16 protein-coding genes are annotated in these 19,310 nt (G+C 68.6%); 4 read left to right on the top strand and 12 right to left on the bottom strand.

Going from position 1 to position 19,310, the window contains the following annotated elements:
• Positions 1–236 precede the first annotated feature (236 nt).
• Complete coding sequence (locus ACIBHX_RS46180) at positions 237–1,445, top strand: lipid-transfer protein (RefSeq protein ID WP_397074586.1); 1,209 nt, start codon at positions 237–239, stop codon at positions 1,443–1,445.
• Complete coding sequence (locus tag ACIBHX_RS46175; protein ID WP_397074584.1) at positions 1,442–2,323, top strand: proline racemase family protein; 882 nt, start codon at positions 1,442–1,444, stop codon at positions 2,321–2,323. The genes ACIBHX_RS46180 and ACIBHX_RS46175 overlap by 4 nt, the downstream gene beginning before the upstream one ends.
• Here the strand turns inward: ACIBHX_RS46175 and ACIBHX_RS46170 are convergent.
• Together ACIBHX_RS46170 and ACIBHX_RS46165 are read right to left on the bottom strand one after the other, a co-directional pair.
• Positions 2,315–3,547 carry a PucR family transcriptional regulator gene (locus tag ACIBHX_RS46170; RefSeq protein WP_397074582.1) on the bottom strand — a complete coding sequence of 411 codons (1,233 nt, stop codon included), beginning with the start codon at positions 3,545–3,547 and terminating at the stop codon, positions 2,315–2,317. The genes ACIBHX_RS46175 and ACIBHX_RS46170 overlap by 9 nt on opposite strands.
• A gap of 44 nt (positions 3,548–3,591) precedes the next feature.
• Entirely contained in the window at positions 3,592–4,281 is a 690-nt protein-coding gene (locus tag ACIBHX_RS46165) for a pyridoxamine 5'-phosphate oxidase family protein (RefSeq protein ID WP_397074580.1), read from the bottom strand.
• A 149-nt stretch (positions 4,282–4,430) separates the two neighbouring features.
• Here ACIBHX_RS46165 and ACIBHX_RS46160 point away from each other — a divergent pair, with 149 nt between their 5' ends.
• Positions 4,431–5,195, top strand: coding sequence for a pyrroline-5-carboxylate reductase family protein (locus ACIBHX_RS46160; RefSeq protein ID WP_397074578.1), 765 nt, complete (start codon positions 4,431–4,433; stop codon positions 5,193–5,195).
• Here the strand turns inward: ACIBHX_RS46160 and ACIBHX_RS46155 are convergent.
• From ACIBHX_RS46155 to ACIBHX_RS46120, 8 genes are read right to left on the bottom strand one after another with little or no spacing between them, the layout of a single operon-like run.
• Positions 5,192–7,027, bottom strand: a complete 1,836-nt coding sequence (locus ACIBHX_RS46155) for an MOSC domain-containing protein (RefSeq protein ID WP_397074576.1) — start codon at positions 7,025–7,027, stop codon at positions 5,192–5,194. The genes ACIBHX_RS46160 and ACIBHX_RS46155 overlap by 4 nt on opposite strands.
• Complete coding sequence (locus ACIBHX_RS46150; protein WP_397074574.1) at positions 7,024–7,806, bottom strand: enoyl-CoA hydratase-related protein; 783 nt, start codon at positions 7,804–7,806, stop codon at positions 7,024–7,026. Before ACIBHX_RS46150 ends, ACIBHX_RS46155 begins: the two co-directional genes overlap by 4 nt.
• A 20-nt stretch (positions 7,807–7,826) precedes the next feature.
• Positions 7,827–9,671, bottom strand: coding sequence for a CocE/NonD family hydrolase (locus ACIBHX_RS46145; protein ID WP_397074573.1), 1,845 nt, complete (start codon positions 9,669–9,671; stop codon positions 7,827–7,829).
• The gene (locus tag ACIBHX_RS46140; RefSeq protein ID WP_397074571.1) at positions 9,655–10,713 is read right to left on the bottom strand and encodes a dipeptidase; all 1,059 of its coding nucleotides are present in this window, start codon (positions 10,711–10,713) and stop codon (positions 9,655–9,657) included. The genes ACIBHX_RS46145 and ACIBHX_RS46140 overlap by 17 nt, the downstream gene beginning before the upstream one ends.
• A 58-nt stretch (positions 10,714–10,771) precedes the next feature.
• Complete coding sequence (locus tag ACIBHX_RS46135) at positions 10,772–11,719, bottom strand: threonine/serine dehydratase (protein WP_397074569.1); 948 nt, start codon at positions 11,717–11,719, stop codon at positions 10,772–10,774.
• 14 nt (positions 11,720–11,733) lie between these two features.
• The gene (locus ACIBHX_RS46130) at positions 11,734–12,888 is read right to left on the bottom strand and encodes an acyl-CoA dehydrogenase family protein (RefSeq protein ID WP_397074567.1); all 1,155 of its coding nucleotides are present in this window, start codon (positions 12,886–12,888) and stop codon (positions 11,734–11,736) included.
• A 28-nt stretch (positions 12,889–12,916) separates the two neighbouring features.
• A complete protein-coding gene (locus ACIBHX_RS46125) occupies positions 12,917–14,470 on the bottom strand; it encodes an AMP-binding protein (protein WP_397074565.1) in 1,554 nt (517 codons plus the stop codon).
• Between the two features lie 8 nt (positions 14,471–14,478).
• Complete coding sequence (locus ACIBHX_RS46120; RefSeq protein ID WP_397074563.1) at positions 14,479–15,177, bottom strand: TetR/AcrR family transcriptional regulator; 699 nt, start codon at positions 15,175–15,177, stop codon at positions 14,479–14,481.
• 196 nt (positions 15,178–15,373) lie between these two features.
• On the opposite strand from ACIBHX_RS46120, the gene ACIBHX_RS46115 reads away from it, so the two are divergent.
• Positions 15,374–16,612 carry an amidohydrolase family protein gene (locus tag ACIBHX_RS46115; protein WP_397074561.1) on the top strand — a complete coding sequence of 413 codons (1,239 nt, stop codon included), beginning with the start codon at positions 15,374–15,376 and terminating at the stop codon, positions 16,610–16,612.
• A gap of 150 nt (positions 16,613–16,762) precedes the next feature.
• On the opposite strand, the gene ACIBHX_RS46110 is transcribed toward ACIBHX_RS46115, so the two are convergent.
• Together ACIBHX_RS46110 and ACIBHX_RS46105 are read right to left on the bottom strand one after the other, a co-directional pair.
• Entirely contained in the window at positions 16,763–17,920 is a 1,158-nt protein-coding gene (locus ACIBHX_RS46110) for a dipeptidase (RefSeq protein WP_397074560.1), read from the bottom strand.
• A gap of 26 nt (positions 17,921–17,946) precedes the next feature.
• Positions 17,947–19,299: a serine hydrolase domain-containing protein gene (locus tag ACIBHX_RS46105; protein WP_397074558.1), complete on the bottom strand. Its 1,353-nt coding sequence runs from the start codon at positions 19,297–19,299 to the stop codon at positions 17,947–17,949.
• Positions 19,300–19,310 lie beyond the last annotated feature (11 nt).

Here is a 19,310-nt window from a genome sequence, read left to right as displayed (position 1 = left end):
GATCGCAGCGTGCGCGCCGCGAAGGCGTTGGTAACGGCGAGATAGGCCAGGCGCAGGAGCACGGCCGACCATCATGCCGCGTACGCGCTTGGTGGTCATGCCGGAACGCTACGGTCCGGTGCCGCCGCGGGTACCCGACCAGATGTCGCAATCGAGGGCTGCAACGTTCATCGGCTGTCCGTAGCCGATGCGTGGGGTCGAAAGACAGTCTGTCGACCATGGTCGAGGAGAAGATCGTGAGCAAGGTCTACGTCATCGGCGTTGGCATGACGAAGTTCGAGAAGCCCGGACGCCGGGAGGGCTGGGACTACCCGGCGATGGCCAAGGAGTCCGGCACCAGGGCGCTGGCCGACGCCGGGATCGCGTTCGAGCAGATCGAGCAGGCCCACGTCGGGTTCATGTTCGGCGAGTCCACCTCCGGCCAGCGCGCGGTCTACGAGCTCGGCATGACCGGGATCCCGATCACGAATGTGAACAACAACTGCGCCACCGGGTCGACCGCGCTCTACCTGGCAGCGAACGCGATCCGCGGCGGCCTGGCCGACTGCACACTCGCGCTGGGCTTCGAGAAGATGCGGCCCGGTTCGCTGAGCGCGGCGTACGAGGACCGCGAGTGGCCACTGAAGAAGCACGTCCTGGCGCTGGCCGAGATGCGCGAGTTCTCCTCCCCGCCGGCCCCGTGGATGTACGGCGTCGCCGGATTGGAGCACAACGAGAAGTACGGCTCCACGCCGGAGCACTTCGCGAAGATCGCCGAGAAGAACCACCGGCACTCGGCGAACAACCCGTACGCCCAGTTCCAGGACGTCTACACAGTCGAAGACATCAAGAACGCCAAGATGGTCTACGCCGAGGCGGGCCTGACCAGGCTGATGTGCTCGCCGACGTCCGACGGCTCCGGCGCCGCGGTGCTCGCCAGCGCGCGGTTCGTCGAGGAGAACGACCTCGGCGACCGCGCGATCGAGATCGTCGGCCAGGCGATGGTCACCGACATGCGCTCGACCTTCGACACCAACAGCGCGATCAACCTGGTCGGCACGGATATGAGCCGAAAGGCGGCGGAGAAGGTCTACGCCCAGTCCGGGCTCACCCCGGACGACATCGACGTGATCGAGCTGCACGACTGCTTCGCCCCGAACGAGCTGTTCACCTACGAGGCGCTTGGCCTGGCGAACGAGGGCGAGGCGCACCTGCTGGTCGACAACAACGACACCACCTACGGCGGCCGCTGGGTGGTGAACCCGTCCGGCGGCCTCATCTCCAAGGGCCACCCCCTTGGTGCCACCGGCCTCGCCCAGTGCGCCGAGCTCACGTGGCAACTCCGCGGCGAGGCCGATGCCCGCCAGGTGGATGGTGCGGCCGTCGCCCTCCAGCACAACATCGGACTCGGCGGCGCCGTCGTCGTGACCGCCTACCAGCCCGCCAACCGTAGAGGCACGCTGTGACCCCGCTGGCATTCGGAGACACCGACGGCCAGCCAGTCGCCTGCTACGACGCCACGGCCGTGACCCATTGCGCGACGCAGATGCGCGAGGTGCCCTCCCTGATGGCGGACACCCTGGAAGAGATTCGACGTGACTACTTCGAAGCGCGGGCCGGGGACCCCGGCGCGATCGTCGCGGTCCTGGTCACGCCCGTCCAGAGAGACGCGGACCACGGGCTGGTCTTCGTGGCCACCGACGGACCACTCGGTGGCTGCGGTGAAGCGAGCATGTTCGCCGCGATGCTCGTTCTCGGGTCCCGACCTGAGGTGAGGCTCGAGACGGGCGCGGGCTTGATCACCGCTCGGTCTTCAGGTGCGGCCGGCATCGCCCTCACCATGCCTCCGGTGACCTCTCGGGTCGACGTGGCCGAAGTCCACTACGAGGGCAAGCAACTCCAGGTCCGTACCGTGACGGCCGGAGGCAACGTCTTCGCCGCGGTTTCCGCGGCCGAGCTGGCGTTGGAGATCTCCGCCGCAGAGGCGCACGCCCTCACCGAGCGTGGCTCAGCTCTCCTCAGAACCCTCCGCGCGGGCGCGCCGGGCCTGGCGCAACCGAACATGCTCCTGCTCACCACACCGGTGAACTCGGCGCGCACGACGAGCGCGGTGATCTGGGGCGACGCGATCCTGAACATGGGACCGTGCGGCACCGGCACGTGTGCTCGCTACATCCTGGCGGTCGAGGACGGCGAGGTGGTTCGGGGCAGCCGCCTGGCACACGTGAGCCCGTTCGACAATGCCTTTGCGGCGAGCTCCGTCGATGATGATCTGCACGGCTCACCGGACAGGCCGATCCAGATCGAGATCTCAGGCCGTGTGACCGTGGCCGGATCAGGCTGAAGCCGATCGCAGCCCCAGGAGGGTCGCGATCTTGAGGCCGAGATGAAAGGCCAGTCGATCCCCGCCGTTCGACAGCTGGGCGCCCGTCAACTCCTCGATGCGCTGGAGCCGGTAGTAGAGGGTGGTCCGGTGAACATACAGCTGCTCGGCGGTCGCCGGCCCGTCACCCGCGTTCTCGAGATACGCCTCGAGCGTGTCGACCAGTTGCTTGCCCTTGGCGCCCGAACTCAGGAGATCAAGGAGTCCCCGCGGCACGCTTGACGCACTCAACTCCCCCTCCGGGATCCGGGCGAGCACGCCGTACACGCCGAGCTGGTCGGCCCGCACGATCGTGCCCAGGCCGTCGACGAGGCGAGCGACCCGCGCCGCCCTTTCGGCATCACGATGGGAGCGGTAGGCGTCGGCGAGATCGTCGACGACATCGCCGACCCCGATCAACGGGGTCGTACCCGGCAGGTCACGAACCAGGTCCGCGAGCAGATCCTGACAGAGGCGATCCCGTGCGCGACCGCTGATCAGCGGATCCCTGTCCGAGAGCACCAGGAGTCCGTGGTCGCGCCGAGCCAGACCCAGGTGCCGCCGTTCGCTGAGCCTGCGACCGGTGCCGTCGAGCCGACCCTCCAGCGCACTGCGCTCCTCGTCCGACATCGCTCTGCGGCCCGCGTGGAGGGAGACGACGAGGACCAACAATGGCTCGTTCGGCACGAAGAGCTCGGCCTCCAGCAACTTCTCAGCCGCCGCACGCCGCGTGGATGCTTCGGAGGCGAAGATCAGCTCGGTCGCCAGCTCCCTGACCTGGGCTCGGTACAGCTCATCGGCCAACTGCTCGCGCTGCATGACAACCGCAAGACTGTCGGCCGCGCTGAGTGCGGTGGCGAGTTCATCTTGGGAGAGCTCGATCTCACCTTCCAGGATCCACAGGAACCCGACCAGCAACCCGTTCCGACGGATCGGAAGGCACAAGCGCTGCTCGGTCCCGCCGATGCTCTCATTGAGCGGAGGACGCAAGGGCCCTCGAGCGTTGTAAGCACCGGCGGAGCGGAGCCACGCGGCCACCTCGGGAGGCAGATCCTTTCGCAGGATCGTCTGCTGCCGGAGCAGGTCGATCGGTTCGTAGACGTGCGAGGAGAACGCGATCTGGTGCATCGCCGGGTCGTCGACGGACACGTTGCGCTTCAGGCTGTGGCCGAGAGCGTCGGTCAGACGCTGGAGTTCGGACGCCATGGTCACCATGCTATCCGTGGCACCCGGAGCTTCGAGGGCCTCGCTCAAACCCCCGCTCGGTCCTCCCCCCACCCCTCGAGGTGGTCGGGAACGGGCATGTCCGCCGGCACGTAGTCGTCCGGCACCGGGGAACCAGCGACAACCCTGAGCGGGAGCTGACCTGCCCAGACCGGACGGGATCGGTCGGCGTCCGCATCACTGGCATCACCGGTGCGTACCTTTGCCGACACCTCGGTGATCGGGACCGAAACGAGGAGCACGGATCGCAGCTCGGCGTCGTTGAGAGGACGAAGGAACGGGAGCCGACCCGGAGCCCACTTGTCAATGAGCGCATGCATCCGCGGCAGCACCTCGTCCGGAGCTTCGACGGCTCGTCCCTCACCCATGACAACGGCGGATCGATAGTTGACCGAGTTCTGGAGAACGCTGCGTCCCAGGACGACCGAGTCGATCACCGTGGCCTCGATACACACCGGGGCCCCTGCCGCGACCTTGTTCATCATGCGGTTCTGCCGCGCACCGTGGATCAGCAACTCGTCACCGATCCTGACGTGCAAGGTCGGCAGTACGACCGGATCCCCGCCGTCTATGAAGGCCACGTGACACAGCAGCGCATCGTCGAAGATCGAGCGAACAAGGTCCAGGTCATACGACCCACGCGCGGGACGGCGCCGAATCTTGACCCGCTCACTGACCGGGGCAGGTTTCTGGGTCTTCGACGATCGATCGGTCATGCAGCAGATGCTCCCGGATCCGGAGTCGCAACTCTAACGACGAGCGTCGGAAACCTCGGTGCGCCTCCTCGACACGCGACGCATGTCAAGGGCGACACAGCCGCTCTACGGTTCAGGTGACTAGTCGTTCCGTCTGACAAAGGATCCTGATGATCGGTTTCGTTGGCGCAGGCAACATGGCCACTGCGATCGCCCGTGGCCTCGGTGAGCCGATCTACGCCACGGACTCGGGATCCGGGCGAGCGGCGGCGCTCGTGGCCGAGCTGGGTGGAGAGGTCAAGCCCACCAACGCCGACCTCTTCCGGCACTCCGAAACGATCTTCCTCGGCCATCGTCCCGACCAGCTGGCGGCTGTCGCCGAGGGCATCGACGCGACGGGAAAGATGGTGATCTCGATGATGGGCCCCACCACCGTCGCTCAGCTCCGGAGCGCGTACCCAGGCGCCACGGTCGTGCGGACGATGCCCAACACGCCGGTCGAGATCCGCAGAGGCGTGGTCGCCGTAGCCGCAGGCGGCGAGCCTGCGGTCGACCTCCTGTCCAGACTCGGCAAGGTGGTGGTACTTCCCGAGCACCAGATGGACTTGGCCACCGCGACGGCCGGGGTCATGCCCGCCTACATCGCCGTCCTGGCCGAGGCCGCGATCGACGCCGCGGTCTGCCACGGTCTCGACCTCAAGAACGCGACGGACATGTTCCTCGAGACGATGGCCGGCACGGCCGAACTACTGATCAAACGGAATGGCGACACCCTCGCCGTACGCCGAGAGGTGGGCACACCGGGCGAGTCGACCGTGCGAGGCGTCGCCGCTCTCGAGCGCAACAACGTCCGTACCGCGTTCATGGACGCCTACCACGACGTCCTCACTCGCTTGACCCGTCCGTACACGGGCGGCTCCGTAGTCGCGGACTAGGCCAGCATGGTCATCGGCGGTTCCTCGGGGGCCGATCGCCGCCTTAACGTGACCGGCCCGGTCGGCACCGCGGAGCAGGCCAGCACCGCCCGCGAACCCGGCGGAAGTGCCGGATCGACGAGATACGAGACCTCCCCCTGCACCAGGTCGAGCGCGCAGGCGCCGCAGGCGCCGGACCGGCAGGAGTAGGGCACCGCCACCCCGTGCTGCTCGGCCAGCTCAAGGAGCGTGCCATCGGCGTCCGTCCAGGTCGTGACCGTTCCTTCGGGAAGGTAGGTCACCGGGTGCGGGCCCGGACCCGGCGCGGGTCGTCGGATGGGCGGGTCGGTCGCCGGCGAGAGGAACGGGTCGGCATGGATGCGATCCGCGTCGACCCCGGCTGCCCGAAGGGCTCGGGACACCATGTCCACGAAGCCGGCCGAGCCGCACACCAGTGCGTGCGCGTCGGCGTGGCTGTCGCCGGGCAGGACGTCGAGGACGTCGCGCGGGGTGGGACGTCGCGCGGCCGCGCCGGCCGGCCGGGTCTCGAAGAGCGTGGCCGTCCCGCCGGACCCGCGAGCGTCCTCGACGACCTCGGGCCACAGCGCCGCGCTCTCCTTGTCGGCGTCGACGTGCAGCACGCAGAGCGGGCGGCGGTCGGCGGCCGCCACCAGCTGCCGCAACACCGCGGCCACGGGGGTGATGCCGATACCGGCGCTGACCAGGTACAACGGCCGCCGCTCCGGGGAGAGCGCCGGGGCCCCGTACGGACCCGAGAGGAGCAGGCGGTCGCCGCCGGACAGCAGCGCGAGGCGCTTCGAGACCTCCCCGCGCAGCCGCACGGTGATCCGAAGCCGGTCGTCCCGCCGGCCGGAGACGCTGTAGGCGCGCCAGGTCAGCCCACCGTTTGCGGTGGGCAGGTGCACCCGGACATGCCGGCCGGCCGTCACCGGCAGCTGGTAGGGGTCGCGCAGCCACAAGCTGACCGTCCGGGCGTCCTCGCGAACCACCGTGACGACCTCGGCCTCCCGCGGCCAGGTCCGCGTCGCCTCGTGGCGTTCCCGCAGCCCGTCCATGAGCCGGGCAGCGTCGGGCCGGCCGCCCACGACCACCGTTGCGCCGGCGCGAAGCCGGGCGGGCTCGACCAGGCGCGCGTAGACACCCAGGTGCGGGTGGCCGAGCGCTCGGGCGAGCATCGAGGGGAGCTCAAGATCCCGCTCCCCCGTGCTCGGGTTCGCGGACGTCGCGCGGCAGCGCTGGATGGGGCGGATCACCTCGACCTCGCAGTCGCCGAGCCGGATCCGCCGACCCACCCAGGACAGCTCGGCGAACGCGGACAGGCCGTCGAGGTGGACGTTGGCGCGGAATCGCCGGGTGTCGAGCGCGCAGCCGGTGAGTCGCTCGAGCGCACGCACCGAGGCCAGATTGAGCAGGGACAGTTCGGCGTCCGAGCAGTCCCACAGGCCCGACGCGTCGGCGTGGACGAGGCGCAGCCCAGGGTCCCCGAACCACTGGCGCAGGACTGCCTCCTGGTCTTCCGGAGGCTGGTCCGAACGCACCGACGGCCCGCCTGGGTGCGCGCGGTGGCGGAGCTCGACCACGCCGGGCCCGAGCATCGTCACCTTAACCTGCGTCATGTCTGGATCGCGCGCCACCTGCTTGAAGGCCGATCGCGGCCGCCACGTCGTCCGGGGCGGCACGGGCCCGTCGCCCCGCGCGATCGCGAGTGAACGGTCGTGCAGCGCGCCCGTGCCGGGCAGGACGTCGACCTCACCGATCGGCACGCCCACGGCACCCTTGACCGGGTACACCCACAACGAGTCGACGAGTGCCCGGGATCTCCGTGTGGTCAAGGCTGGCCCAGCTGATCGCGATAGACCGGAACCCGGTTCTCACGGAGCGCGGCGACAGCTTCCTTGGCGTCGGGCTCGGCGGCGAGGCGCCCGGTCAGCCGCTGCTCGAACTCGTAGCCGGCCTTCAGGTCCATGAACTCGATGGTGTTCATCGCCTCCTTGGCATGGCGCAGCGCGGCCAGGCTATGTCGCGTCATCTTCTCGGTCAGGGCGAGCGCCGTTTCGAGCACTTCGTCGTCCGGGACGACCCGCAGCACGGACCCGAACCGGACGAGATCAGCGGCGGGCCACGGGTCGGCCGTGAAGTACATCGCACGCATGATCGGTTGCGGGACCAGGCGGGCGAGGTGGGCGGCTCCGCCCATCACGCCGACGCTCACCTCGGGCGTACCGAAACGAGCGCTCTCACCGGCCACGACCACGTCGCAGCTCGCGGCGAGCGCCAGGCCAGTGCCGAGCGCCGCCCCACGGACCGCGCCGACCACCGGAACCGGGCAGTCGTAGATGGACGCGAAGGCGTCCCGGACCAGCCGCATGCGTCCCGCGGCGTTGGACTCGGTCAGCGTGAGGAACTCCGCAAGCTCGTTCCCCGCGCAGAAGTGCTTGACGGCGCTGGTGAGCACGACCGCCTTCACACCCGGCAGCACTTCGTCGAACCGGCCGAAGAGGTCGCGGATCTCCTCGTACATGCTCAGGTTGACCGCGTTGACCGGTGGCTTGTTCATCGTCACGACGGTGGTCGCGCCGTGTTCCCGGATGGACAGGTACTGGTAGGACATTCGATCCTCTGCGCTCTCGATCAGGTGGTCGGGCAGATGGGCAGCACCACGTGCGAGGGGTGCGAGGCGTCCCGGTAGACGGTCTGTGTCGCCGCGATCGGATCCCCTGGCGCGCCGCCGAGGTTGCTGTTGCGGTCGAACCGCGGGAAGTCGGCGGAGCTGATGTCGACGCGGATCCGATGGCCGGCCTTGAACCTGTTCGCGGTGACCCACATGTCGATCTCCAGCGGGTAGATCTCACCGGGGACGAGGGGTTCGGCGCCGCGATCGAGGTCGCGGTACCTCGCCCGCAGCAGGCCGTTCTGCAGCTGGACGGCCCGCCCGTCCGGGAGGACATCGCTCAGCCGCACGGCGAAGTCGGTGTCCACCGCGGACGAGCTCGCGTAGAGCAGCGCCCGCAGTTTGCCCACGACATCGACGTCGTGCTCCAGCGTCTGCGTGGTGTAGGTGAGGACGTCGCCGCGCTGCTGGACCCCGCTGACGTCTACGCTTCCGGCCGGATAGACCCAGGAGACGATGCTGCCGCCCACGGTCGGGGTCGGGTCGAGCGGGTCGTAGACGTACTGGTCGGCGGCCAGTCGCTCCTGGGGGGCCGCGGCGCTCAGCGTCCCGTCGGCGCCCAGGTAGAACGGCGTGTCCACGGCTTCGGGAAGCGGCCAGTCGTCCGCGGTGCGCCACTCGTTGGCACCCATGAGGTAGTAGATGACGCGAGGCCATTCGTCGATCGAGCCGTCCCGCACGGTCTGGTACCAGCGCAGCGTGAAGTCGACGTTGGACCAGTGGTTGTGCTGCAGCTCCGGGTGCTCCCCCATGCCTTCCTTGTATCCGGGGAGGTTGTGCGCGGACGGGGTGATGACGATCCGGGCCTGGGAGCGCAGCGGTTCGGGCGCGTTCTCGCGCAGGAGCTCCCAGGTGGCCAGCGCGTCGTTGATGAACCAGTCGTACCAGCCGGTGCGCAGCAGCGGGATCGCCTGGAAGTCGGCGACCTGCCGCGCGGGGTCGACGGCGGGCAGCGTGTGCCGGTCGATCGAGATGCCCTGGCCGAAGAGGGGCCCGATCTGCTCGACGTCGATCATGGTGATGTGGGGTGACCCGGTGATGCCCCGGATGAGGTCGGCCCGTTCCGCGCACGTCAACGAGCAGTAGTGCGCCCACAACCAGTCCTGCGCCTCGACCGGGGACAGGCCCTTGAGCGCGGGGAACGACTCCGCCAACTCCGCCGGCACCGGGCTGACGAACGGCTCGTTGAACAGGCCCGTTGACAAGGTCTCGTCCAGCATCATCGGTTCGAGCTGCCAGAACGGTATGTCCAGCTTGTCCGCACCGTGTCCGATCGTGCGCGCGAGGACGTTGAACATCATGTGGTACGACGCCGTCTTGACGCCCACCCCGATGCCGCTGACCTCCGGAAGTATCGTGGTCATTTTCGGGTGTGTCGCCATGGGCCACTGCACCTGGCCGACGTACGAGCCGCCGACGGAACCGATGAACCCGTCGCACCAGTCCTGGGCGCTGACCCACTCGACGAAGTCGTAACCGTCCTGCGGCTCGAACATGTAGAAGTCGTGGTCCTCGGGCTCACTGCCGCCCGTGCCGCGAAGGTCCTGCACCGCCACGACATAGCCCCGGCGCGCGAACGCGATGAAGACCGCCACCAGCCGGTCGGAGTCGCGACCGTAGGGCGTGCGCACCGCGATCACCGGGGCGGGCAGCTTCGGAGGCAGGTAGAGATCGGTGGCGAGCCGGACGCCGTCCCGCATCGTCGCGAACACCGTCTCGATCGTGACGTCGGCCGCGGCGAACGCGACCGGCGTGCGCGGCTCCCTGCTCGCCAGCAGGTACTGGAGGTCATCCAACACGGTCATCTGTCGGCCTTCCCATCACTTCACGGAGAACGCGCAACACGTTCTCGCCGAGCACCTTGCGAATGTCCGACTCCTCGAACCCGCGGCGCACCATCACCTCGGTGATCTTCGGCAGGTCCGAGGGACGGGAGATCTCGGCCGGCGGGTACGCACGGCCATCGGGCGAAGGAAGCCATCCGCCGAGCCAGCCGCCGAGCACGTTCTGGTAGTAGTCGTCGATGAAATCCGGTCCAAGGCCCACGTGATCGATGCCGGCCACGTGGATGACGCGTTCGATGTGGTCGACGACGCGATCGGCCGACGGACTGGTCGAGTCGATGAAGAACGGAATGGCGGCGGCGACCCCGATGACCCCGCCGAGCTCGGCGATCGCCTTGATCTGCGCGTCACCGAGGTTGCGGTGGCTGTCGGTGATGCCCAGGCACGCCGAGTGCGTGGCCAGGAACGGTCGCGTCGCCAGGGAGAGCACGTCCTCGACGCCGGCGATCCCGAGATGGCTGATGTCGAAGACGATGCCCAGCTCCTCCATCTCGCGAAGCGCGGTGACGCCCTCCGGGGTCAGGCGGCCGCGCGAGGTCGAGTCCAGGCCGCTGCCGTCGGCCAGGAAGGTGCGGCCGAAGTGCGCCATGGAAGCCACCCGGACCCCCACTCGTGCCATGGTGCGCACCAGCGCGGGGTCCTGCCCGACAGCATGGGCGCCCTCGAGGGCGATGATCAGAGCGATGCGCCCGGACGCGGTGGCGGCGTCGACGTCGGCGCCGGTCAGGCACACCGCCACGTCGTCGCTGTGTTCGGCGGCGAGTTCATGGATCCGCTCGACCAGCAGCAGCGTCCGACGCAGGGCCCCCTCGGACTGGAACTGATCTTCGATGCAGATGGGCAGCACCTGCACGTCGACGCCCCCGGCACGCAGCTCAGGCAGCCAGAACCGGGCGAAATGATCAGGTTGTTCCCGCCGGTCGAAGTGGTCCACCAGGAGGATCAGGTCGTTGTGCGTGTCGACCACGACAGCGTCACCGTGCAGTCGATGCGGATCGGTCATTCGTGCCGGCTCCTCTCGTTCAGGTGCGCCAGGTGCACGTCCTGGAGCCGAAGAAGACTCAGGACAGGGTCGCCGGGTCGCTGTTGCCGCCGCACACGACCATGGCTACGCGTTCGGTCGCCGCGGGCACATAGCCGCCGGTGACGAGTGCCGCGAGCGGCGCGGCGGCGCCCGGTTCCGCGCAGATCCTCAGCTCGTCCCACAGGCGTAGCCGCGCGTCGAGGATCGCCTCCCCCGGCACGACCACGACCTCGTCGATCGCGCGCTGAGCGATCTCCCACGCGATGGCGCCGATCCGGCCGGCGCCCAGCGCGTCGGCGGCGACACCGCCGACGCTGATCGTCACCCGCTCGCCCGCCGAGCGAGCCGCGGCCAGCGTGGGCGAGCCCGACGCCTCGACGGCCACCACGCGCACGCGGCGGTCGAACCAGGCGGCCATCCCGCCGACGAGACCGCCGCCACCGCACGCCACGAGCACCGTGTCGACGTCCGGGCACTGCTCGTCCAGCTCCAGTCCGACCGTGCCCTGGCCGGCGACGACCTCCAGCTGGTCGTAGGCGTGCACGAGCAGCGCCCCGGTCTCGGCCGCGCCGCGCTCGCTCGCCACCGCGGCCTGCGCGAAGTCCCGGCCGACCTGGTGCACGCGCGCGCCGTGGTGACGCAGCCTCGCGATCTTGACCGCCGGGGCGGTCTCGGGGACGAACACCTCGACGGCATGGCCGAGCCGCCTGCCCACGTGCAGCAGGGCGAGAGCGGCGTTCCCGCCCGAGGCGATGACCAGGCCCGCGGCGGGCACGTCCTGGGTCAGGACTCGGTTGAAGACTCCCCTGGGCTTGAACGACCCGGAGTGCTGCAGCAGTTCGAGCTTGAGCGCCAGCGGTGCGTCGACGCCGAACGCCCCGGCCGCCACCTCGATGAGCGGTGTCCTTCGCACGTGGCCGTGGATCCGGTCCGCGGCGGCCGCGACATCGTCCGGCGTGGGGACCGGGACATCGGTGACGTGCACTGCCGACGGCTCTCTCACAGCGATCGGGCGATGAGGTCCTTCATGACCTCGTTGGTTCCGCCGTAGATCTTCTGGGCGCGTGCGTCGGCGTACAGGCGGGAGACGAGGTACTCCCGCATGTATCCGTAGCCGCCGAAGAGCTGGAGACATCGATCGGTGACGTCGCACTGGTTCTGGCTCAGCCACCACTTCGCCATCGACGCGGTCGCGGGATCGAGGGTGCCGGCGACGAACTTCTCGACGCAGTCGTCCAGGAAGACCCGGGACGCGCGGACGATGGTCGCCAGCTCGGCGAGCTCGAACTTGACGTGCTGCATGGAGAACAGCGGCGCGCCGAAGACCTCCCGGGTCTTCGTATAGGCGATGGACTCCTCCAGCGCGCGTTCCATGGCCGCCACCGCGTTGACGCCGATGACCAGGCGCTCCCGGGGCAGGTCGCGCATCATCATCCCGAAGCCCGCGCCCTCCTCGCCCAGCAGGTTCTCCGCCGGCACCAGCACGTCGTCGAAGAACAGCTCCGAGGTGTCCTGGCTGTGCATGCCCAGCTTGTCGAGCACCCGCCCACGCCGGAATCCCGGCGCATCCGCCGTTTCCAGCACGAGCAACGAAATCCCGTGGCGACCCGCCGCCGGGTCGGTCTTGGCGACGACGATGATGAGATCGCATTGCGCACCGTTGCTGATGAACGTCTTGGACCCGTTGAGCACGTAGTGGTCGCCACTGCGCGTGGCACGTGTCCTGACGTTCTTGAGGTCGGTGCCGGCGCCGGGTTCGCTCATGCCGACCGCGCCGATGATGTCACCGGTCGCCATCCCGGGCAGCCAGCGCGCCTTCTGCTTCTCGGAGCCGTAGGCCACGAGGTAAGGGGCGACCACTCCGCTGTGCACCGGATTGCCGAGCCCGGTGTCCCCGGAACGTGCCTGCTCGCTGAAGACGACGGCGTCGTGGGCGAACGTGCCCCCGCCCCCGCCGTACTCCTCGGGCACCTCGCAGCAGAGCAGGCCGAGCGCGCCTGCCTTGCGCCACACCTCCCGGTCCACGTACTTCTGCCGGTCGAAGCGTTCGAAGTGCGGGACGACCTCGGCCTGGAAGAAGTCGCGGGCGACCGCGCCCAGCGCGGCCCCCTCGTCATCGACCCAGCGCGGCCGTGCCCCGGTTGCGGTGCTCATCGATTCCTGTCTCCTCCTGCCGAATGATTCAATTCACGGCTCGGTCGCGCTCGCCCCAGAAGCGCGCTCGCAGTTGCTTCTTGTCGACCTTGCCCAGGGGTGTGAGCGGCAGAGCGTCCAGGAACTCCAGACGCTTCGGGGCGTGCACAGGTCCCTTGAGTTCGCGGATGAGGGCGATGAGCTCCTCGGACGTCACGGTCGCACCCGGGGTTCTGACGACGAAGGCCGTCACCGCTTCGCCCCACTTGGAGTCCGGAACTCCGATCACCGCCGCCGCCGCGACCTCCGGATGCGTCACCACCGCGTCCTCGACTTCTCGCGGATAGACGTTGAACCCGCCGGTGATCACCATGTCCTTCTTGCGATCGGTGAGGTATAGGAAGTTGTCCTCGTCCAAGTAACCGACGTCGCCGGTGTGCAGCCATCCGTTCCGCAGCGTCTCCGCGGTCAGCTCGGGCTGCTTCCAGTAACCGTCCATGACCAGCGGACCACGAACGCAGACCTCTCCCCGCTCGCCGACTCCGCAGGGCTGGTCGTCGTCGTCGAGGACGGCGACCTCCAGCGTCGGGTGCGGCTTTCCGCAGGAGGCGAGCAGCTTGGGCCGCCGCAGGTCATGGTCCTCCTTGCTGAGGCTCGTGACGGTGTTCGGCGCCTCGCTCTGTCCGAAGAACTGCACGAATACGGGCCCGAACACATCGAGGGCTTGCTCGAGCCGGTCGGGTGACATCGGCGCCGCGCCGTACAGGATTGTCTGCAGGCTCGACATATCCGTAGGGTGCTCGGCGAGGTGGTCGAGCAGCACGTAGATCATGCTCGGCACGAGGAAGGTCGCCGTGATCCGGTGTCTCTGGACGGTCTCGCAGAACTCCGCAGGATCGAAGCCCTTGGTGAGCACCATGCTTCCGCCCTGATGGAACACCGGCGGCACGATGCCCGCGAGCGCGTGGGTCAACGGCGTCGAGCCCAGGAACCGGAGCTCGGTGGGGAGCTGCCAGTGTGCCACGCTGAGGTAGAGGTGCGTGACCAGCGAACGATGGGGGAGCATCACGCCCTTGGGCCGGCCGGTGGTCCCACCGGTGTATCCGAGCAACCCGATGTCGGACTCGCGCGCCAGCGCGGGGATGGGCCTGTCCGTATCAGGGCCCGCCAAGACGTCGGACGGCGATCCTCCGCCGATGTGAAGCACCTGCGGACCTGCTTGCAGCTCGGCCGCGAGAGCCGCACCGTGTTCGGCGTACTGCAAGCCGTCAGCGACGATCGTCGTGATCTCAGCGTCGGCGCAGACGGTGACGTGGTCCGCTAAGGAGCCCATCGGATGCAACGGGGTGTACCGGGCGCCCAGCGACATCGCGGCGATCAGCGTGGCGAACGCCTCGGGTCGGTTCGGGGCGAGCATGGCCACGCCGTCCCCCGACTTCACCCCGGCGTCCTGCATGGCGAACGCGATCCGCGCGATCAGCCGGCGCAGCTGTTCGTACGACAGGTCACCGGTCGGGGTGATGAACGCGACGCGATCCGGATAGTTCTGGAGCGAGCGCGAGACCATGTCGACGAAGGTCGGTCGACGATAGAGGTCAGTCATATGAGCCATCACTGCTCCTGTCGGGCCCGTCGCTTGATTCGCCGCAGCTCGGCCTCGAACCCGTCGAGCAGGCAGCGGATCCCGAGGATGAACTGCGCCTCCGGGTCAACGGCGAGAACTTCGCCGAGGCGGCGAAGCGGCGAGTCCGCCGGTGTGTCCTCGTGCACGAACGTGTCGTCCACCTGGTGGGCGAATTCCTCGCCGCCGCTGCGGAACCTTGAGATCTCCCAGGCCATGGCGCCGAGGAGGTAGTTGCGCAGCACCATGAACCCGCGGATCGACGTGTCGTTGTCGAACCCGGCCTTGTGCAGCAGAGCGATGATGTCGAGCCCGACGGCGGCCGCGCCCGGCCCGCGGACGGAGTTCTCCAGGTGAATCTCGATGAGGGCCGGGTGCCGCAACGCGTTGCGCCGGGACTCCAGCGCGAACTCCTCAAGGCGCACTCGCCAGGGCCGCCCATCCTGAGCGATGCGCGGAGACTCGGACAGTGCGAGGTCGACAACGGCGTCCAGCAGTTCCTGCTTGTCGCTCAGGTGTCGGTAGAGCGACATCGGGCTGCCACCCACCGCGTCGGCCACGCGGGCCATCGTGATGGCGCTGAGACCCTCGCGATCCGCGATCGCGAGCGCGGCGGCGACCACCGTCTCTCGGTCGAGCGCGCCGCGCGGCAACCGCTCCGACTTGCGCACCTTCGGTTCTGACGTCAAGGCGTGTGCCCCCTGTTCCGTTCGGCGTGGGCGGCGCTCTTGCGCAGCCTTGCGTACGAGCATAGTGTATGTCCATACCCAGGCGAGATATTCACGCGAGAAAAGTCTGCGTCATCCGTCGAGACCGGGTGAGTGCGCCCGCAGCTGATTTCCCTCCACGCCTCCTCGACACGAATGCTGAAGGAGCACTCTGCCCATGACCGCCGGCCTCTGGCTCCACGGCGCCACTCTCATCACCGCGACCGGGCGCGACCCCGAAGCTGCCGGACTCCTCGTCGAGGCCGGGAGGATCGCCCAGATCGGAGGGTCCGCCCCGCCCGATGCCGAAGTCGTCGACTGCACCGGCCTCACCGTGACTCCCGGCCTGATCGACGCACACGTTCACATGGGTTTGGCCAGCCGACTCGAGGCAAGCGTCGGGTACGGCATGTCCATCGCGGAGATCGCCGCCGACATGTTCTCTAATTGCGCCCAGACTCTACGCACTGGCTTCACCACCGTGCGAGACTGCGGGGGCATCGACGCCGGCCTCGCCCGCGTCGTCGCATCAGGCAAGGTCGCCGGGCCCCGGATCGTGCAGTGCGGCCCCATCCATTGCCAGACCGGAGGACACGGCCACTACGCCTCCGAGTGGGAGCCCACCGAGATGTGGCGCGGCCGGGTGATTCCGGGCTTGCGGACACTGGCGACGGTCTCGGACGGGCCCGATCAGATGCGAAAGAACGCGCGCGAATCCTTCCGGGGAGGCGCTGAGTTCCTCAAGCTGTGCGTCACCGGTGGCGTCATCTCCCACCACGACAAGCTCACCGACACCCAGTTCAGCACCGAGGAGATCGCAGTAGCCGTCGGCGAGGCCGCGGCCCGAGGCACCTACGTCACCGTCCACGCCCACAACGTCGAAGGCATCCGCAACGCCGTCCTGGCCGGCGTGCGGTGCGTGGAACACGGCACCGGCATCGACGACGAGACGGCCGCGCTCATGGCCGACCACCAGGTTTCCCTCGTGCCCACGCTCGCTGCCGTCGAGGCGGTGATCTCGAACGTCGACGGGCTCGGCCTGCCCAGCCATTTCGCCGAGCGAGCGGCGCGGGTGCGCGACGCGATGATCGACGGATTGCTCGCCGCCAAGGCTGCCGGCGTCCGCGTCGGACTCGGGTCGGACCTCATCGGGCCCGACCAGAGCCGTCGTGGTGCGGAACTGACCCTGCGGGCAGCGGTCGAGTCACCCATGGAGGCTCTGATCGCGGCCACGCGGGTCAATGCCGGCCTCCTCGGACTCGACAGCGAGATCGGCACCCTCGAGGTCGGGAAGCAGGCGGACATAGTCGCGTTCGCGGAGAACCCCCTGGAAAACCCCGCCCTGTTCGCCGAGCCGGACAGCGTCGTGCTCGTGCTGCAGAACGGCGTGGTCGCGAAGGACGTACGAACGTCCTGATTCCCTGACTCGCACCAGCGCTACCCGCGTACGGGCTGCGGGAGAAGGGCGCTTCTCGGGCGGCCTGGGCGCGCGGACGGGTCGCGAAGTCCCGATGGTCAGCGCGCCCAGGCCTGGTGCCGGAGGAGATCACGGCTGCACTACGGCGGGTCAGCCGCAGACCGCCTCCATCACGCGTACGAAGTTCGCGCCGAGGACCTTGGCGATGTCCTCGTCCGACCAGCCGCGCCCGACGAGGCCGCGGGGGATGTTCGGGAAGTCCCGGTAGTCGTCGAACCCGATCAATCCCTGCGTCGCGACCAGGCCGTCCTCGGGCCGGAAGCCGGTCTCGGCGAAGATCGGCTGGACGAGATCACGGAGCATCCACTCGGGCAGCTGCAAGGGCCAGTCGGTCCCGATCCCGACATGGTCGATGCCGGCCACCTCGGCGACGTACTCGATGTGGTCGAGCATCGAGTTGATGGTGACCGATGATCCCGGGGCGAGGAAGAAGGGAACGGCCACGATTCCGATGAACCCGCCCGTGTCTGCGATCGCGCGCAGCTCTTCGTCGCTCTTGCCGCGCGCGTGCGCGAATACGCCTTGTGCCGCGGTGTGTGAGGCGACGACCGGCTTCTTCGACACCTCGCACGCATCGAGCGTGGTCTGCCGGCCGACGTGGCCCGTGTCGACGATGATGCCGAGATCGTTCATGACCTTGACACTGGCCACGCCGAACGTCGACAGCCCCGCGTCCGTGCGCTCCGTGCAGCCGGCGCCGACCTTGGTCAGGTTGTTGTAGGTGAGCTGGCACATCCGCAGGCCGGCGTCGTGCGCGTAGAGCAGCGTGTCGAAGTCACGCCACGGACCCAGCATGACCTGTGTGCTCATCAGGCCGGCGTGGGTGCCGGTCTCATGCGCACGGCGGATGTCAGCGGCGGTCAGGGCTTTCGTCAGCCACGGGAAGTGGTCGAACTGCTTCTGCATGAACGCGAAGGTGCGCGCCCATTGCTCATCCACCAGCTCCACCTGACGGTTACCACAGGTGATGCCGCTTGCGTCCCAGTGATCCTTCAGCGCGTCCATCTGCCCCTCGAACGCCCGGCGGACCGGCAGCATCAGCCCGTCAGCGAAGGTGGCCAGCTTGTCGCCGTCTCTCGTCTCCAGGGCCGAACGCAGCTCCTTGTGCATCTCCTCGTCGAACACCCGGTACCCGACCGGGCCCTGGAACAGGGCATCGACGATGATGCACTCGCGATGAAGCCGCGCGGCACGCTCCTCCTGCGCCTCGTTCAAGCCGAAGTCGAACGTGCCGAACTGTTCCGTCATCAAGATCCTCCAGAGCTTCGTGGGTGTTAGTTGTCGCCCATGCGGCGAACGAGCCGGTCCATCAGGAACAGGAACTCCGAGTGTCCGGATCCGTCGTCCCCGACGCCGTAGCCGAAGGGCGGTTGATCGGGGTGGTCGGCCAGGGCCAGGCCCCGTCCGCCGATCGGTCGCAGCCGGACCGGGGGCGGATCCGAACGGTTGCGGCCGAGAACCGGGTCGGTGAACCTGGCCTGGTAGCAGAGCGCGTCGCCGTCGCCGGTGATGGTGAGCTCGCAGCCCCAACAGACGTACCGGCCGTGGTATCGGCTCGGCTCCGGCTCCGGATCGGAAAGGTCGGGCGCCACCGGAGCGGATAGACCGAACCGGTCCTGCAACAGGGCCTCGGCGAGTTCCTTGTGGAAGGGCATCGAGGCTGGCCCCCCGTTCGCGAAGGCGATGTAGGCGGCGTCGCTGTCGGGGAGGACGCCGACCATCGCGACGCCGCCGTAGGAGCCCCCGCCGTGGGTGAGCACGACGCGATCCCCGTACTGCTTGCGCAACCAGCTGAGCCCGACCGAGCCTGTTTCCGGCACCGGGAAATCGAGGTGGTGGGCGGTCATCTGGTCGACGGACTCGGGGCTGAGCAGGTGCTTGGCCGACGTGAGAGTCGGCAGGTGGCTCCCCACGAAGGTCAGCGTGTCCTGCACCGAGGTGATGAGCGTCGTGCCCGCCGGTCCCAGGCATTCGGGCATCATGAACAGTTTGGTCGGCACCATCCCGCTGTCTCCCGGAGAGTGGCCGATCGCCATCCGGTGCAGAATCGCCTCTTTGGCCGTGAACATGCTGCGTTCCAGACCCAGCGGCGCGAACAGCCGTTGCCGCATGGCGGCGGAGAAGCTCTCACCGGTGACGACCTCGATGATCCGGCCGGCGAGCACGAAGCCGGCGTTGTTGTAGGAGAAGTACTCCCCGGGCGGAAACAACTGACCGACGTCGCGCAGCAGCGGCACCCAGTTCGCGATCGCTTCGTCGCCGTCCCCGACATCGGCGATCAGGTCCGACGCGTCGATCCCGGTCGAGTGGGTGACGAGGTGTCGTACGGCCAGCGCATCCGCGGCCTCCGAGTCACCCAGGACGAGATCCGGCAGGTAGCGCTTCACCGGCGCGTCGAGGTCGACCAGCCCCTGCTCGACGAGGGACATGAGCAACGTCGTGGTCCAGACTTTGGTGATCGAGCCGGTCAGGAACAGCGTGTCCGGCGTCATCTCGACGCCGCTGTTCATGTTCGCGACGCCGGCGGCCGCGGTCTCGATCCGGCCGTCCTCGAGGACGCCCACCACGGCACCGGGGACGCCGGATCGGGCGACCAGTTCCTGCACCGTCTCTTGGAGTTCCGTCATGAGAGGTCTCC

Source organism: Nonomuraea sp. NPDC050536, assembly GCF_044457685.1.
Lineage (GTDB): Bacteria > Actinomycetota > Actinomycetes > Streptosporangiales > Streptosporangiaceae > Nonomuraea.
The sequence above is the reverse complement of the archived record's forward strand: the minus strand, read 5'-3'. Positions and strand labels throughout refer to the sequence as shown.

Excerpts from the sequence above, each read along its gene's own strand:
- ACIBHX_RS46160 (WP_397074578.1), top strand. The coding sequence starts at position 4,431 with ATGATCGGTTTCGTTGGCGCAGGCAACATGGCCACTGCGATCGCCCGT.
- ACIBHX_RS46140 (WP_397074571.1), bottom strand. The coding sequence starts at position 10,713 with ATGACCGATCCGCATCGACTGCACGGTGACGCTGTCGTGGTCGACACG.
- ACIBHX_RS46115 (WP_397074561.1), top strand. The coding sequence starts at position 15,374 with ATGACCGCCGGCCTCTGGCTCCACGGCGCCACTCTCATCACCGCGACC.
- ACIBHX_RS46150 (WP_397074574.1), bottom strand. The coding sequence starts at position 7,806 with ATGTCCTACCAGTACCTGTCCATCCGGGAACACGGCGCGACCACCGTC.
- ACIBHX_RS46125 (WP_397074565.1), bottom strand. The coding sequence starts at position 14,470 with ATGACTGACCTCTATCGTCGACCGACCTTCGTCGACATGGTCTCGCGC.
- ACIBHX_RS46130 (WP_397074567.1), bottom strand. The coding sequence starts at position 12,888 with ATGAGCACCGCAACCGGGGCACGGCCGCGCTGGGTCGATGACGAGGGG.
- ACIBHX_RS46170 (WP_397074582.1), bottom strand. The coding sequence starts at position 3,547 with ATGGCGTCCGAACTCCAGCGTCTGACCGACGCTCTCGGCCACAGCCTG.
- ACIBHX_RS46165 (WP_397074580.1), bottom strand. The coding sequence starts at position 4,281 with ATGACCGATCGATCGTCGAAGACCCAGAAACCTGCCCCGGTCAGTGAG.
- ACIBHX_RS46105 (WP_397074558.1), bottom strand. The coding sequence starts at position 19,299 with ATGACGGAACTCCAAGAGACGGTGCAGGAACTGGTCGCCCGATCCGGC.
- ACIBHX_RS46145 (WP_397074573.1), bottom strand. The coding sequence starts at position 9,671 with ATGACCGTGTTGGATGACCTCCAGTACCTGCTGGCGAGCAGGGAGCCG.
- ACIBHX_RS46110 (WP_397074560.1), bottom strand. The coding sequence starts at position 17,920 with ATGACGGAACAGTTCGGCACGTTCGACTTCGGCTTGAACGAGGCGCAG.